Annotated in this window: 17 protein-coding genes; 11 read left to right on the forward strand and 6 right to left on the reverse strand. The window is 73.0% G+C overall.

Features of this window, described 5'->3' with window-relative positions; genetic code table 11:
* On the reverse strand, nucleotides 1–539 hold a 539-nt coding region (locus ABTZ99_RS25005), incomplete at its 3' end, for a glucuronyl esterase domain-containing protein (RefSeq protein ID WP_499614418.1).
* A 513-nt stretch (nucleotides 540–1,052) separates the two neighbouring features.
* Between ABTZ99_RS25005 and ABTZ99_RS25010 the strand changes: the two genes are divergently transcribed.
* A complete protein-coding gene (locus ABTZ99_RS25010) occupies nucleotides 1,053–2,195 on the forward strand; it encodes a carboxylate-amine ligase (protein ID WP_499614421.1) in 1,143 nt (380 codons plus the stop codon).
* Nucleotides 2,196–2,234: 39 nt separating this feature from the next.
* On the opposite strand, the gene ABTZ99_RS25015 is transcribed toward ABTZ99_RS25010, so the two are convergent.
* Nucleotides 2,235–2,579 carry a hypothetical protein gene (locus tag ABTZ99_RS25015; protein ID WP_498784495.1) on the reverse strand — a complete coding sequence of 115 codons (345 nt, stop codon included), beginning with the start codon at nucleotides 2,577–2,579 and terminating at the stop codon, nucleotides 2,235–2,237.
* A 151-nt stretch (nucleotides 2,580–2,730) separates the two neighbouring features.
* On the opposite strand from ABTZ99_RS25015, the gene ABTZ99_RS25020 reads away from it, so the two are divergent.
* The gene (locus ABTZ99_RS25020) at nucleotides 2,731–3,135 is read left to right on the forward strand and encodes an ATP-binding protein (RefSeq protein ID WP_499614424.1); all 405 of its coding nucleotides are present in this window, start codon (nucleotides 2,731–2,733) and stop codon (nucleotides 3,133–3,135) included.
* A gap of 2 nt (nucleotides 3,136–3,137) precedes the next feature.
* Here the strand turns inward: ABTZ99_RS25020 and ABTZ99_RS25025 are convergent, their stop codons facing one another.
* Entirely contained in the window at nucleotides 3,138–3,383 is a 246-nt protein-coding gene (locus tag ABTZ99_RS25025) for a three-helix bundle dimerization domain-containing protein (protein WP_499614427.1), read from the reverse strand.
* A 157-nt stretch (nucleotides 3,384–3,540) separates the two neighbouring features.
* Here ABTZ99_RS25025 and ABTZ99_RS25030 point away from each other — a divergent pair, with 157 nt between their 5' ends.
* Nucleotides 3,541–4,080 (forward strand): nuclear transport factor 2 family protein, encoded by a 540-nt coding sequence (locus tag ABTZ99_RS25030; RefSeq protein ID WP_499614429.1) that lies wholly within the window; start codon nucleotides 3,541–3,543, stop codon nucleotides 4,078–4,080.
* Nucleotides 4,081–4,089: 9 nt separating this feature from the next.
* On the opposite strand, the gene ABTZ99_RS25035 is transcribed toward ABTZ99_RS25030, so the two are convergent.
* The 3 genes from ABTZ99_RS25035 to ABTZ99_RS25045 all read right to left on the reverse strand — a co-directional run bounded on the left by ABTZ99_RS25035 (nucleotide 4,090) and on the right by ABTZ99_RS25045 (nucleotide 6,456).
* Nucleotides 4,090–4,482: a hypothetical protein gene (locus ABTZ99_RS25035; protein ID WP_498784503.1), complete on the reverse strand. Its 393-nt coding sequence runs from the start codon at nucleotides 4,480–4,482 to the stop codon at nucleotides 4,090–4,092.
* 164 nt (nucleotides 4,483–4,646) lie between these two features.
* Nucleotides 4,647–5,969, reverse strand: coding sequence for a pectate lyase (locus tag ABTZ99_RS25040; RefSeq protein ID WP_499614432.1), 1,323 nt, complete (start codon nucleotides 5,967–5,969; stop codon nucleotides 4,647–4,649).
* 328 nt (nucleotides 5,970–6,297) lie between these two features.
* Nucleotides 6,298–6,456: a hypothetical protein gene (locus ABTZ99_RS25045; protein ID WP_498784507.1), complete on the reverse strand. Its 159-nt coding sequence runs from the start codon at nucleotides 6,454–6,456 to the stop codon at nucleotides 6,298–6,300.
* 68 nt (nucleotides 6,457–6,524) lie between these two features.
* Here ABTZ99_RS25045 and ABTZ99_RS25050 point away from each other — a divergent pair, with 68 nt between their 5' ends.
* The 8 genes from ABTZ99_RS25050 (at nucleotide 6,525) to ABTZ99_RS25085 (ending at nucleotide 13,791) form a co-directional block, all read left to right on the forward strand.
* The gene (locus tag ABTZ99_RS25050) at nucleotides 6,525–6,968 is read left to right on the forward strand and encodes an RrF2 family transcriptional regulator (RefSeq protein ID WP_498784509.1); all 444 of its coding nucleotides are present in this window, start codon (nucleotides 6,525–6,527) and stop codon (nucleotides 6,966–6,968) included.
* Nucleotides 6,965–7,396, forward strand: coding sequence for a group III truncated hemoglobin (locus ABTZ99_RS25055; RefSeq protein ID WP_498784511.1), 432 nt, complete (start codon nucleotides 6,965–6,967; stop codon nucleotides 7,394–7,396). The genes ABTZ99_RS25050 and ABTZ99_RS25055 overlap by 4 nt, the downstream gene beginning before the upstream one ends.
* A gap of 49 nt (nucleotides 7,397–7,445) precedes the next feature.
* Nucleotides 7,446–8,969, forward strand: a complete 1,524-nt coding sequence (locus ABTZ99_RS25060; protein WP_498784513.1) for a PucR family transcriptional regulator — start codon at nucleotides 7,446–7,448, stop codon at nucleotides 8,967–8,969.
* 115 nt (nucleotides 8,970–9,084) lie between these two features.
* On the forward strand, nucleotides 9,085–10,344 hold the full coding sequence (locus ABTZ99_RS25065) for an NAD(P)/FAD-dependent oxidoreductase (protein WP_499614436.1): 1,260 nt from the start codon (nucleotides 9,085–9,087) through the stop codon (nucleotides 10,342–10,344).
* A gap of 8 nt (nucleotides 10,345–10,352) precedes the next feature.
* A complete protein-coding gene (locus ABTZ99_RS25070) occupies nucleotides 10,353–10,517 on the forward strand; it encodes a hypothetical protein (protein ID WP_498784518.1) in 165 nt (54 codons plus the stop codon).
* A gap of 424 nt (nucleotides 10,518–10,941) precedes the next feature.
* Nucleotides 10,942–11,790 (forward strand): MEDS domain-containing protein, encoded by an 849-nt coding sequence (locus ABTZ99_RS25075; RefSeq protein ID WP_499614438.1) that lies wholly within the window; start codon nucleotides 10,942–10,944, stop codon nucleotides 11,788–11,790.
* Complete coding sequence (locus tag ABTZ99_RS25080; protein ID WP_498784523.1) at nucleotides 11,787–12,725, forward strand: anti-sigma factor RsbA family regulatory protein; 939 nt, start codon at nucleotides 11,787–11,789, stop codon at nucleotides 12,723–12,725. Before ABTZ99_RS25075 ends, ABTZ99_RS25080 begins: the two co-directional genes overlap by 4 nt.
* Nucleotides 12,726–12,861: 136 nt before the next feature.
* The gene (locus ABTZ99_RS25085) at nucleotides 12,862–13,791 is read left to right on the forward strand and encodes a methanogen output domain 1-containing protein (protein WP_499614441.1); all 930 of its coding nucleotides are present in this window, start codon (nucleotides 12,862–12,864) and stop codon (nucleotides 13,789–13,791) included.
* Nucleotides 13,792–13,800: the final 9 nt, after the last annotated feature.

Here is a 13,800-nt window from a genome sequence, read left to right on the forward strand (position 1 = left end):
TAGGGGTCGAAGCTGATGGTCGCGGCGCCGGCGGCGCGGATGGTGGCGGTGTCGCCGCCGAACCCGCCGTAGACGATCACCGCCGGGAAGGGGCCCGTGCCCGACGGCAGTTGCACGCTCGCCGAGAAGCTGGAGCTGCGGCCGTTGTGCGAGACGTTCACCGTGACGCTGCTGCCGGACACGGTCCCGGTGACGGTGGCGGGCTTGGCCGGTTTGTCGCCGAACACGTGCCGCTCGGCCATCTCCCGGATCTCCGCCCGCCGGCACCGCCAGTCCGACCGCGACGAGATCCGCCGACCGTCGACCTTCGTGAACGGATCCGGCAACCGCGACGTCGACGGGTACGAGCCCGGCAGGCTCACGGGACAGTCGGCGCCCTCGTCCTCGACACCCGCCAACGCCACCACATCACCCGACGCCGCCGCGGTCGCGGTCGTCGACCGCGCCACCGCCGTCAACGTCCCGGCCAGCGCCAACGTCGCTATCGCCAACATGAGCACCGCCGCGCGGACTCTCAAGCGGCCTGAACTGATGATCACCAGGGCTCTCCTTTGAGACAGGGTGGTGGGCAACACGGACCGACGACCGAAACAGTGACCTAAAGTTTCGATCTGCTCCACGAAACATGTCAATGCTCCGGATGCCCGGATACCCCTGGTCAGTCTCAGTTGGCGATTGCCGCAAACCGCACAGACCTGCGCCTTACTTGACCGAGAAAGTCATCACCCAGGGGTGTGGAGCAGAAAGTTTCAATGCTCCACGCGGGGCCAATCCCGCCCAGGGCGACGGGTCCATCGACTCCGACTGCGGCTGGCACCCCGACTGGCACTGGCACGACAAGGCCGGCGACACGACGAAGCGCCGGGTCCGCGTACTGGACTCCGGCGCTCACCACTCTCTTCGGCACCACAGCCGGTTGACTTGAGCGGTCCAGCAGCAGTTCACCCGATCGGACCATCGAGCCAGGCCTCGTGGCCCGTCCGCCCGGACGGGTTGACGCGTCCGACCGGGGGTATCCCGACAGCCCTGGCCGAACAGCCATCGGAGGCGCGATGGGCAGTCTGGCGGACGGCGCGGCCCCCACGCTCGGCGTCGAGGAGGAGTTCCTGCTGGTCGACGCACGGACGGGTCAGCCCGCGCCGCACGGCGCCGAGGTGGTGGACGCGGCCAGGCGGCGGTTCGGCGTCGAACTCGACGTCGAACTCACCGAAGCCCAGGTGGAGACCCGCACCCCGGTGTGCCACGACGTCGCCGACGTGCGCCGGCAGCTGCACGGCCTGCGGCTGGTCGCCGTCGAGACCGCCCAGGCCCTGGGCCACCGGCTGCTGGCGGTCGGCGTGCCGCCGGTGGGCGGACCGGTCGGCTCGACCACCGACCGCGACCGCTACCGCGGGCTCACCGAGGACTACCGGCAGCTCGCCGCCGAGCAGTCCATCTGCGGCTGCCACGTGCACGTCGCCGTGCCGGACCCGGAAACGGCCGTGCAGGTGTGCAACCACCTGCGACCGTGGTTGCCGGTGCTCGGGGCGGTGACCGCGAACTCGCCCTTCGCCCACGGCGTCGACACCGGCTACGCGAGCTGGCGCGCGATGGTCTGGTCACGCTGGCCGAGCGCCGGTCCGCCGCCGTACTTCGAGTCGGCGGCGCACTACGAGTCCACCTGCGACATGCTGCTCGCCGCCGGCACGGCCCGGGACCGGCGGATGATCTACTGGGACGTCCGGCCCTCCGCCCACCTGCCGACCGTGGAAGTCCGGGTCGCCGACGTCGCGGCCACCGTGGACGAGGCCGTGCTGCTGGCGGCCCTGGTGCACGCCCTCGTCCGCACGGCGCTGGCCGACCTCCGGCGGGGGCTGCGGGCTTCGCCCGTGCCGACGGAGGTGTTGCGCGCCGCCACCTGGCGGGCCGCGCGCGACGGCATCACCGGACTGTCGCTGGACGTGCTGTCCGGCCGCCTCGTGCCCGCACGCCTGCTGCTCGACCGGCTCCTGCACCGCGTCGGCGACCAGCTCGACGACGCCGGTCTCGTGCGCGAACTGCTGTCCACCCTGGACCGGGACGGCGGCGGCGCGGACCGGCAGCGGCGCGCCTTCGCCCGTGCGGGACGGATGTCCGACGTGCTGGAGCAGCTGGCGCGCGACACCCTGTCCGGCTCGGAGACGTGGCCCGGCGGGCCGTTCCGGCTGACCGCGTGAGCTGACCGCATGAGCTGAGCACGTGAGCCGACCGCGTGATCAGCCGTCGGTCGGCCCCGCCCGGGCGAGGCGGAACAACGCGGTGCGGCCGGCGAGCAGGAAGACGCGAGCGGCCTGGACGTCGCCACCGGCGGCCTGGTCGCCGGCGTCGCGCAGGAAGCCCAGCGTGGCCGACACCGGGCCGTTCGGCGTCCGCGTCGCCAGTTCCTGCAGGCGATCCCGCACCGGGGCGGTGGCGGCGGCGAACCCGGCGAGCACGCGGACGATCTCCTGCCGGGCGTCGGCGTGGTGAGGATCCAGGCGCAGCACGGCCTGCACGGCCGCGTCCACCGCCACGCGCAGCACCGCCACCGGATCGTCCACCGGAACCTTTTCCTCTGTCACGGAAAGCAAGGGTAGATCACGATCCGTAGCGCGGCATGTGCTCAGCGCACCGGCCGGACACGATGTGTGCACGCCGGGGCGGCGGGGTACCCCACCGGGCCGAGGCCGCTGTGACCAGGCAGAGCGGCCGAGTGCCCTGGGGGACGCTCACATGACGTCATCGGAGAACGCGCTCGCCGCCAGAATCAGCGTCGACCTGACCACGCCGGTCCCGCCGCTGGCGCAGATCCGGCAGTGGCTGGCCACCGTCCTGTCCGAGCTGACCGAGGACTTGTTGCAGGACTTGATGTTGGTCTGCACGGAGCTGGTGTCCAACGCCTACGACCACGCGTGCGCGCCACGCAGGCTGCGCGTGCACCGATCGCGTGATCGGGACGCCCTGCGGATCGAGGTGGACGACGGCAGCCCCGAGCACGTCCCGGTGGTCGGCACGTCGCGCCTCGGCGCGTTCCGCGGCCGGGGTCTGATCATGGTCGACCACCTGTCGAGGCGCCGCTGGGGCACGTACCTCGGCGCCGACGTCAAGACGGTGTGGGCCGAGCTGCCCCTGTCGTGACGTCAGGTCACCCGGAGGTTCCGCTGAGCGGACCGGGCGGCCAGGATCGGCAGGAAGTTGGGGAACTTGGCCTTGTCGGCGAGCCGCTGGTAGGCGTCGGACACGGCCGCGCGCACGACGTGGTAGTCGACCTTGCCGCCGAGCCGCCTGCTGACCTCCTCCGCGGCGTGGTCCAGCTGCGCTTCGACGTCGGCGCGCAGGGTGCGGGGGTCACGGACCAGGTGGCCTTCGAGCCGTTCAGCCGTCATGGCGTTCCTCCGTCGCGGCACGGTGGTGTTCACCCTACAACTCCGAATCGGCGAGGGGCCCGGTCGCGAAACCCGCGTCGGCGTCGGGAGTCATGCGTTCTGGTCATGGCAGCGGGTCTTGGACGCCGCCGCGCCCGCCGCGCGACGATCGCCGACCATGAGCGAGAGAACAGCTGACCGACTGACCCGTCGGACGGTGCCCGTCGGCGCGAGCGCCTCGATCGGCTCGGCGTTGGCGAGCGGGCAGGCGGCCGCGGCGCCGGCGGCCGACCAGGACCCGATCGCGGTCACCGTCCAGATGGCCGTCCGGTTCGACCTGAAGCAGTGGGATCTGCTGCAGGAGGTGTTCGCCGCACGGGTGTGGGTCGACTACACCGGCCTGGTCGGCGGCGAACCCGGCGCGGTGGCCGCGACCGACTTGGTGGCGGGCCGGCGCGCGAACCTCGGCCACCTGTCGGCGACCCAGCACCTGCTCGGCAACCAGACCGCGCACGTCGAGGGCGCGCGGGCCACCGTCACCGCGGACTTCCAGGCCGCGCACCGGGACGGTCCGCTGGCGGGTGGCCGGCTCTACACGCTGGGCGGCCGGTACGACTACCGGCTCGTGCGCACCGGTCGCGGCCGGCGGATCGGCGCGGTGACCATGGTCCCCGTCTGGGAGCACGGCGACCGGACCGTCATCGGCCTGCCGGCGTGACGGTCGCCGTCAGAAGTCGTCGGTCGCGGTCAGCTCGTGCTCGAACGCGTCGGCGGCGGTGACCAGCAGCATCAGCGGGCGTTCGAACTCCTCCCGCACGCTGAGGTCCTCCAGCGGCACGGTGTGCTTGAGCAGCGCGACGTCGTCCACCACGGCGGCGCCGCCGACGGCCGACGTGCCCGCGAGCACGAGCAGCCGCTTCAGGTCGATCGCGTCGGCGCGGCCGACGGGCGAGGAGATCTCCACCCACGCCACGCCGTCCGACTCCGGCACGTGGTGCACGGAGACCTGCTGGGTCCGGCTCTCGCCGAGGTCGAGCCGGAAGCGCAGCCAGCTGTCGGTCTCCTCCAACACCTCGTAGCGCGTCCGGACGTAGTTGATCACGTCGATCCAGCTGGTCACCGTAGTTGCCCCTCGCCCCGCTCACGCCAAGCCGCCCGGTCGTCCCACACCGTAGCCGAACTCGACCGCGACGCCGGGGAACCGGGCGATACCGCCGCGGGCCGAACGGGATCGAGGCCGCGACCCGGTGGGCCGCGACCTCGATCCGTGCCGTGCGGACGTCGTTAACGCTGGGTGATGTCCGACGCGGAGTAGAAGCAGTTCTTGCCGTCCGCGCCCTCACCGATCTTCTTCGGCTCGGAGCCCTTCGGCACGCCCTGGTACTTCTCGCAGATCGTGGTGTCGCCGTACACGGTGATCCGGGTGAAGCGGGCCGTGTCGCCCCAGTTGGTGTTGATGCCGGCCAGCACGCTGGTGTTGCGCGCCGTCACGCCGTCCATCACCACGTGCCGCTGGTAGGACGTGGCGCAGTTGCCGCACGCCCGGTACAGCTTGCCCGCGCCGTCGACCTGGAAGTTGCGGATGGTCAACGTGCCCGCGCCGTTGTGCTGGAACACCTTGTCCGACGCCTTGCGCGCGCCGCCGCCGTCGATCAGGTAGGTCGCCGAGGAGCTGGAGGCCTTGAACGTCGCCGCGTCCTCGCCCACGTCGTTCCACCAGACGTTGCGGATGGTGCAGGAGCCCTCGCAGTGGATGCCGTCGCCGGCCGGGGCGTCGATGAACAGGTTCTCGATCGTGCCGCCGTTGGCCACCACGAACATCGGGTCCTGGCTCTCGCCCTGACCACCGTCGCCGATGCCGTAGTACTTCTTCATCCCACCGTTGAAGTACGTGCCCACGTTGCGCGTCGTGGTCTGGTGCACGCTGCCGGTGTCGCTCGGCCACGGGCCGCTGCCGTCGCCACCGCCGGGGTTGCCCGTGGTGGTGGTCGTCGTGGTCCTGGTGGTCGTGGAGGTCGACGTGGACGTCGGGCCGCCGCTCGTCGGCGTGAACGTCCACTGCTTGGTGGCCACGCTGTCGCAGGAGTTCTGCTGCACCGGCGCGCCGGCGGCGGTGGAGTTGTCCTTGGTGTTCATGCACTTGCCGCCGTTGGTGTTGACCACGCGGTAGTTGCTGCCGCTCGCGGTCAACGACCAGGCCTGGCTCGCGGCGCCCGTGCAGCTCTGCTGCTGGATCGCCTTGCCCGCGCTGGTCGACGCGTCCTGGACGCCGACGCACAGGCCGCTGGAGACCGACGTGATCCGGAAGCCGCCGCTGACCGCCGCCAACGTCCACTGCTGGCTGCCGGCGCTGCCGCACGACGCCTGCTGGAGCTGGACGCCACTGGCCGCGCTGGCGTTGGGCACGTCGAGGCACTGCCCGCTGCCCGCGTTCTTGATGGTGTAGGTGCCCGCCCCGACGGCCGCCTGCGCGGTCGTGGCGGTCGACCACATCGTGAAGGTGGCGGCCAGTGCCGTGGCCGCCACCGCGGCGGCCAGACCCGTCCGCCATCGTGCGCCACGCGGTGGCGCGGGCCGCGTGGATCGACGGTGATCCGCTGTGCTCATGAACTACTCCACTTCTCACTTCACGGGACGCCGAGGTCGGCGGCCGGCCATTCGAAAGCACCGTTTCCCGCACTTGGACAAGCGTGGCGGCAATGAGGGAAACCGCTTTCCAGCGGGATGTTAGAGGCCACCCGTCGGCAGGTCAACGACGGTTTTCCCGAGGATTGGGCGCGCAGGTGTCGAATACCGTCGAACGCCGAGGTGGTGGACGGTTCCGGCGCTCAACCCCACCGGTCCGTCAAATACGGGCGGTCATATTCGTGAACAGAATCGCCCGGCCCGGGTCACACTCGTGAACAAAAGGACAGGCAATGAACCAATAAGGAAATCAGCGCTCGCCTTCGCGCTCGGGCAGTTCCGCGCCGCACCGGTCGCACGCGGAAGACACCGGCCCCTCGGCCATCGAGCCGCACTCCGGGCACACGAGCGACAACCAGCACACGGGGTCCCCCGCCGGCTCCGGCACGCCGTTCTCGTCCGACTCCACCGTCGCTCCCGACCTGGTCCGACCCTAAACAGGAACCGAGAATACCGCTTTTGCTACCGTTGCCGACCATGCACCTCATCCGGTCCACGGACATCGCGCTGCGCGTGGTGATGCTCCTGGCGACCGACGGCGGTCGGCTCACCGTCGACCAGCTCGCCGACGCGCTGGACGTGCCGCGCCACCACATGGCCAAGGTCGTGCAGCGCTTGCAGCGGCACGGTTTCGCGACCACCGCGCGTGGCCGGACCGGAGGGGTCGGGGTGCCGGCCGCGACGCTGGACGCCTCGGTCGGCGCCGTCGTGCGCGCGTTGGAGGGCGACCGCGAGGTGGTGGACTGCGACGGACCCCCGTGCCCGTTGCGCGGCGGCTGCCACCTGCGCGGCGCGCTGCGCGCGGCCCAGCTCGCGTTCCTCGCCGTGCTGGACGACGTGACCGTGCGGGCGCTGGTGAGCGAACCGGCGGGCCCCGTGCTGCTCGACCTGGTGCCGCGGCGTCCGGGCTCGACACCGTGACGGCGGCCAGGGACCTGACCGGCCGGGAGGACGCGCTGGCCGTGGTGACCGAGTTCTACCGGCGGGCGTTCGACGACGGGCTGCTCGGCCCGGTCTTCCGCGACGTGGCCCGGCTCGACCTCGCCACCCACCTGCCCGTGATCGCCGACTTCTGGGACACGGTGCTGTTCCGCGCCGGAACGTACCGCCGGAACCTGCTGCGCGTGCACCTCGACCTGCACGAGCGCTCCCCCTTGACGACGGCGCACTTCACCCGGTGGCTGGCGTTGTGGGCCGACACCGTCGACGAGCTGTTCGCGGGTGAGAAGGCGGACCTGGCGAAGTCGCAGGCGGAGCGGATCGCCTGGTCCATGATCCGCAGGCTGCGCCGCGAGGACGCGAGCGAGCTGGTCACCATCCGGCGGCGGGACGAGGTCGAGGAGCGCTGACGCGACCGGCGGTTACGGTGTGCTGTCGGCTCCGAACAGAGGTTTGCCCATGATCAGGTTGGACCGCCTGGTGAACGTGCTGGGTGGCTACGGCGTGCGGTTGGCGTGCTGCCCCGTGCCCCGGTCGACGCAGTTGCGCAGCGTGGTGATGCGCGAGGCCAGTGACGCGCGGGCGGTCGGCGGCGACGTGTTCCTGGCCGTCGGCGCCGAGTCGGTGGCCCAGGCCGTGGGGTGGGCGGTGGCAGCGAAGGCGGCCGTGGTGCTGCTGCACGGTGACGCCGAGCGCGAGGCGGCCACGATCGGCGCGGCGGAGGGCGTCGCGGTGATGCTGGTCGACCCGGCCGTGTCGTGGAGCCAGCTGGCCGGTGTGGTCTACGGGCTGGTGCTGGAGGGCCGGGAGACGGAGTCGGGCCGCGGGCCGACGGACCTGTTCGCGCTGGCCGACAGCCTCGCGGGCGCGGTCGGCGGCTCGGTGACCATCGAGGACCGGCTCTCCCACGTGCTGGCGTACTCCAGCTCGCAGCAGGGCGCCGACCCGGCCCGGCTGGAGACGATCCTGGGCCGCCAGGCGCCGCCGCGGCTGCGGGAGGCGTTCGAGCGGCGCGGCGTGTTCTCCTACCTCGCCGCTTACGACGAGCCGCTGTTCGTCGAGGCGGACCCGGAGCACGGCCTGACCGGGCGGATGGTCGTGGCCGTGCGGGCGGGCCGCGAGGTGCTGGGTTCGGTGTGGGTGACGTGCGGTGTGCCGTTGACCGGGGTCCGCTGCACGGCGCTGGCCGACGGCGCCCGCACGGTGGCGTTGCACCTGCTGCGCTCCCGGGCCAGCGCCGACCTGGAGCGCCAGGTGGAGTCCGACCTGGTGATCCGGCTGCTGGAGGGCACGGCGGACGCGGCGACGGTGGTCAGCAGGCTCGGGTTGCCGCAGGGGCCGTTGCGGGTCATCGCGGTCCGCGCGCACATCGCCGACGAGCGGCACGCCGCGCTGTTGCTGGCCTTCGAACGCGCCACCACGGGTTTCGGCTGGTCGCGGCCCGGCCGCAGCACGCTGTCGGGCAACACGCTCTACACCGTGCTGCCGGGCGAGCAGGTGACCGCGGCCCGCGAGTGGGTGGCCCTGCTGCGGGCCGCGCTGCCGGACCGGGTGACGGTGACCGCCGGTATCGGCGCGACCGCCGCGGCGGCCGACCTGCCCGCGAGCAGGCAGGAGGCCGACGAGTGCCTGGCGCTGCACGAGGCGCGCACGCCGGAGGCCGTGCCGCCCGCGTACGACGAGTCGTGGGACGACATCCTGCTGCAACGCCTGCGCGCCGCCGCACGGGCGGGCCGGACCCCGGCGCGGGGACCGGTCGCCGAGCTGCGCCGCCACGACGACGACCACGCCACCCACTACGTGCCGACCCTGCGCGCGTGGCTGGAGGCGCAGGGCGACCTCGCGCGAGCGGGCGAACGGCTCGGCGTGCACCCCAACACCATCCGCTACCGGCTGCGCAAGATGGTCGAGGTGACGCCGCTGGACCTGGACGACCCGCGCAAGCGGCTGGCGATGATCATCGACCTGGCCGCGACGGAGTAGCTGTCGGCTCCCGACAAGATCACGTGCTCGAATTGTCGGCAACCGACAACGGCCTGGTGGGGCGTCCGGGCGATGCTGGGTTCGACAGCAGTTCCGCTCGGGTGTGGAGGTGGTCATGGTCGACGTCGGGCGCAGTGCCGGCGGGCCGAGGTCCGCGGTCGTGGTCGGCGCGGGCATCGTCGGCCTGTCGACCGCGTGGTTCCTGCAGGAGCGCGGCGTCGAGGTGACCGTGGTGGACCGCACCGGGGTGGCCGCGGGCGCGTCGTGGGGCAACGCCGGGTGGCTCTCGCCGGGCCTGACGATCCCGCTCAACGAGCCGTCCGTGCTCCGCTACGGCCTGCGGTCGGTGCTGAACCCGACCGCGCCGCTGCACATCCCGCTGTCCGTCGACCCGGGCCTGTGGTCGTTCCTGGCGCGGTTCGCGGCGAACTGCCGGTGGTCGTCCTGGACGCGGGCGGTGCGCGCGAACCGGGCGCTCAACGCGGAGTGCGTCGAGGCGTTCGACGTGCTGACCGCCAACGGCGTCGAGGCGCCGACGATCGCCGCGCCGATCACCGCCGGGTTCGAGGACGACCGGCAGGCCGAGGGCCTGCGGCACGAGCTGCGGCGGATGGCCGACGCGGGCCAGCCGGTCGAGCACGCCGACCTCGATCGCGACGAGCTGCGCGAACTGGTGCCGCTGGCGTCGGGAGCCCTGACGACGGGCGTGCGGATCGACGGCCAGCGACACCTCGACCCCGGTGGTTTCGTGCACGCGCTGGCCCGGTCGGTGCAGGCGCGCGGTGCGGCGTTCCGCGTGCTGGAGACCGTCGACGTCCACTCCACCGGCAAGGGCGTCACGGTGCGCACCCGTGGCGGCGAGTCGCTGTCGGCCGACGTCGCGGTCGTCGCCACCGGCGCGTGGCTGTCCCGGCTCGCGGCCAGGTGGGGTGTGCGCGTCCCGGTGCGCGCGGGCCGCGGCTACTCGTTCACCGTGCCCGTCGACCGCCCGGTGCCCGGCCCCGTCTACCTGCCCGCCGCACGGGTGGCGTGCACGCCCTACCAGGGAGCGCTCCGGGTCGCGGGCACGATGGAGTTCCGGGACCCGGACGCGCCCGGTGTGGTGGCACGGCTGGAGGCGATCATCGCCTCGGTCCGCCCGCTGCTCGACGGCGTGCGCTGGGCGGAGCGCCGTGACGTGTGGGTCGGCCCGCGTCCGATCACCCCCGACGGTCGTCCGCTGATCGGCGAGGTGCTCGCCCGCGGTGTGTACGTCGCCGGCGGGCACGGCATGTGGGGCCTGGCCCACGGCCCGGTCACCGGCAGGCTGCTCGCCGACCAGATCACCACCGGCAAGCAGCCGGACGCGTTGCGCCCGTTCGACCCGCTGCGCTGAGCGCCCGCGTGGACGGCAACCGCGACCCGCTCTCCCCCGACGAGCGGGCCGAGCTGCACTGGCTGCGCGCCGAGAACGCGTTGCTGCGCGTGCAGCTCGACATCCTGACGCACGTCGCCACCGGCTACGCCCACGACGTCGACGCGATCCTCCGCCTGCGCGCGCACGGCTGATCGCCACGAGCCAACCACCCCGTCCGGGGAGCCGGCGCCGCTGCACCACCCGGCACCGCGGACACCCCGCCGTCAGGGCGGCCCACCCTCCCGCCGGCCGCCCTGACGGCACCCACCCACGAAGGCCACCATGACCGACACCGGCCGATCCGGCTGACACCGCACGCCCGCTAACGCCTCCGGACCGAACTGGCCGAGCCGCAGCGCGGCCGACGACGGCACCGCCGAACCAGGGCATGCACGGGCACGGCGCTCACCCGGCGAACGGCGCACCTACCGCGTGCCCGACGGCAGCACCATCGGCGTCACCCTGCTCGACGCCGTTCCTCCTCGACGCCGTTCCGGGTGGACGCCGGCGTTCCTCCGCACGCACCAGTGCCACCGGGCAGATGTCGTGCTCCGGCCGCACCGCTAAGTTGGTCGCATGCGCAGTTCGGGCCTTGTGCTGCACACCCGGGACCTGGGGCGTCACGACCACGTGTGCTGGTCGTACGACGACCGTGCGGACGTCGGCCTGCGCGTGGCCGAGTTCCTCCTCGACGGCCTCACGCGGGGGCAGCAGGTCCTGTACGTCGGCCACGGGGACGCCGAGGGACTGGTCGCCGCGGTGCACCGGGTCGACGGGATCGAGGCGGCGTTGGCCACCGGCGCGGCGCGGGTCACCTCACTGGACGCGCTCTACCCCGGTGGCGGGCTCGTCGACCCGGAAGTCCAGCTCCGGGCCTACTCGGCGGCCACCGAACAGGCCGTGGCGGCCGGGTACCGGGGGCTCCGGGTCGCCGCCGAGGCCACGCCGCTGGTGCGCAGCCGAGCCCAGCTGACCGCGTTCCTGCACTACGAGCACCTGGTCGACCAGTACATGGCCGGGCACCCGTTCTCCGCCCTGTGCGCCTACGACCGGACGCGGCTCAGCGAGCAGGCGCTGGAGCAGTTGGCCAGCGTGCACCCGAGCGCCAACCTGCCGGGTGTCGGGTTCCGGCTGCACGCCTCGGCCAGACCGGGCCACAGCGCCGAACTCAGCGGGGAGATCGACATGTTCAACCGGGAGGTGCTGGAGCAGGTGCTCGACCGGGCCCGCCCGCCCACGCGTGACGGGCGGCTCGTGCTCGACGGCTCCGATCTGACGTTCATCGACCACCGCGGCCTGATCGGCCTGGACGAGTACGCCCGCAGCCGGGGCACCACGCTGGTCCTGCGCACCGAGTTCCCCGGTGCGGCGCGGATCGCGGGCCTGCTCGACCTGCCCGGCGTCCGCGTGGAGCCGGTCCCGTGAACGCCACCGACACCCGGCCGGATCCCCGGTTCGTCCACCCCGCCCTGTTCTACCGCTCCGACGCGGAGTACCTGGCGGCCCTCGTCCCGTTCGTCACCGAGGGCCTGGCCCGCGAGCAACCGGTCGCGGTGGCCGTCCCCGGCGAGCGGCTGGACCTGCTGCGCGACGCCTTGGGCGACACCGCCCGCCACGTGACGATGCTCGACATGGCCGAGGAGGGCCGCAACCCCGGCCGGATCATCGCCAGGGTGCTGCGCGGGTTCGCCGACGCCCGCGCCGGCGGCCACGTGCGCATCGTCGGCGAGCCGATCTGGGCGAGCCGGTCCGATGCGGAGTACCCCGCGTGCGCGCAGCACGAAGCGCTGATCAACGCCGCGTTCACCGGGCGTGACGTCACGATCCTCTGCCCTTACGACACCTCCGCGCTGGACGCCACGGCGATCGCGGACGCGAGGCAGACCCACCCGGTGGTCTGGGAGGCCGACCGGCGGTACGCCAGCGACCAGTACGCCCCGGACCGCGTGGTCGCCCGCTACAACGCGCCGCTGCCCGACGCCGCCGACCGCGCGTTCCCGGTCAGCCGACCCGCCGACGTGTCCCCGGCCCGCCGGTTCGCCGCGGATCGCGCCCGCCGGGCCGGCCTGCCCGAGGAACGGCTGGCCGACCTCGAACTCATCGCGGGCGAACTCGTCACCAACAGCCTCCAGCACACCTCCGGCCCGTGCCGTCTCGGCGTCTGGGCCGAGGACGGCCACCTGGTGTGCGAGGTCCGCGACGGCGGCCGGCTGACCGACCCGCTCGCCGGCCGTCGGCCACCGGAGGCCGGTCGGGCGTCCGGGCTCGGCCTGCTGCTCGTCAACGACCTCGCCGACCTCGTGCGCGTCCACACCAGCGCGGACGGCACCACCGTGCGCGTGCTGCTGCGCCTGCGGTAGTGGTCAGCCGCTTGTCGGCTGACACCCGGCCGGCGACGGATTATCGTCTGGTGCCGTGCGCCCCGCGTCCCGCGGGACGCCGACAACGGAAGACGTGCGGCCTGTGGACTGGTTCCTGGACAGACACGACCGGCGGGTGCCATCCGCACTGCGCCGCGACATCCGGGACTACCTGGCCCGGCACGCCGAGGCCGGACCCGAGCAGCTCGCCGACGCCGAGCTGATCGCGCAGGAGATGCTGGCCAACGCCATCGACCACAGCGACGGCCCGATCTGGGTGTCGTTGGAGTGGTCCCAGGCCCACCCGGTGCTGACCGTGCGGGACATGGGCGCCACCTTCGCCCTGCCCGACCACGTCCCGGACACCGCGCAGCCCCGCGGCCGCGGGCTCTGGCTGATCTCCCAGCTCGCGCCGGAGTTCACCGTCGCCGCACGCCGGGTCGGCAAGGCCGTCGAATCCGTCCTGCCGGTCACCCGCCCGGTCGAACCGCTCGACCCGCCCCGGCACACCGTCAACCCGCTGCCGCACCTGTCCGAAGCCGGTCCGAGCGGTGGCTTCGGCCGGGAGAGCTTCCTGCGCGCGTTGGTCGTCCAGCTCGCCAACGCCGTCGAGGCGCAGCAGGGACCGGAGGCCGCGCAACGCGCCATCGCCCAGGTCGCCGTGGACATCGGCGGCCAGGTGGAGCTGGAGTTCCGGCAGGCCACCGGCACCACCGACGCCTCGCTGTCGGCGCAGCGGATCGCCGACTGCGTGATCCGGCTCAAGGCCGCGATCGGTGGGACCTTCCGCGTGGTCGACGTGACCGACGAGCGGATCGTGCTGGTCAACGGTCAGTGCCCGTTCGGCCCCGAGGTGCGGCAGTCGCCGTCGCTGTGCCGCATGACCACCGCCGTGTTCGGCGGGATCGCCGCCCGCAACGCCGGCCGCGCCGCCGTCACGCTCGAAGAGCGCATCGCGGTGGGCGACCCCGGCTGCCGGGTCGTGATCCACCTGGGCGACTCGGCGGCCACCGCTTCCCGGGCCCACCACTACACGGCCGCGCCGCCGTTCACAGCAGGGCGTTGAGCAGCACGG

The organism is Actinosynnema sp. NPDC002837, assembly GCF_040295345.1.
GTDB lineage: Bacteria > Actinomycetota > Actinomycetes > Mycobacteriales > Pseudonocardiaceae > Actinosynnema.

What these genes read in the sequence shown, in the direction of transcription:
- ABTZ99_RS25040 (WP_499614432.1), bottom strand. Translation starts at nt 5,969, where the DNA reads ATGAGCACAGCGGATCACCGTCGATCCACGCGGCCCGCGCCACCGCGT.
- ABTZ99_RS25030 (WP_499614429.1), top strand. Translation starts at nt 3,541, where the DNA reads ATGAGCGAGAGAACAGCTGACCGACTGACCCGTCGGACGGTGCCCGTC.
- ABTZ99_RS25050 (WP_498784509.1), top strand. Translation starts at nt 6,525, where the DNA reads ATGCACCTCATCCGGTCCACGGACATCGCGCTGCGCGTGGTGATGCTC.
- ABTZ99_RS25065 (WP_499614436.1), top strand. Translation starts at nt 9,085, where the DNA reads ATGGTCGACGTCGGGCGCAGTGCCGGCGGGCCGAGGTCCGCGGTCGTG.
- ABTZ99_RS25020 (WP_499614424.1), top strand. Translation starts at nt 2,731, where the DNA reads ATGACGTCATCGGAGAACGCGCTCGCCGCCAGAATCAGCGTCGACCTG.
- ABTZ99_RS25010 (WP_499614421.1), top strand. Translation starts at nt 1,053, where the DNA reads ATGGGCAGTCTGGCGGACGGCGCGGCCCCCACGCTCGGCGTCGAGGAG.
- ABTZ99_RS25025 (WP_499614427.1), bottom strand. Translation starts at nt 3,383, where the DNA reads ATGACGGCTGAACGGCTCGAAGGCCACCTGGTCCGTGACCCCCGCACC.
- ABTZ99_RS25060 (WP_498784513.1), top strand. Translation starts at nt 7,446, where the DNA reads ATGATCAGGTTGGACCGCCTGGTGAACGTGCTGGGTGGCTACGGCGTG.
- ABTZ99_RS25075 (WP_499614438.1), top strand. Translation starts at nt 10,942, where the DNA reads ATGCGCAGTTCGGGCCTTGTGCTGCACACCCGGGACCTGGGGCGTCAC.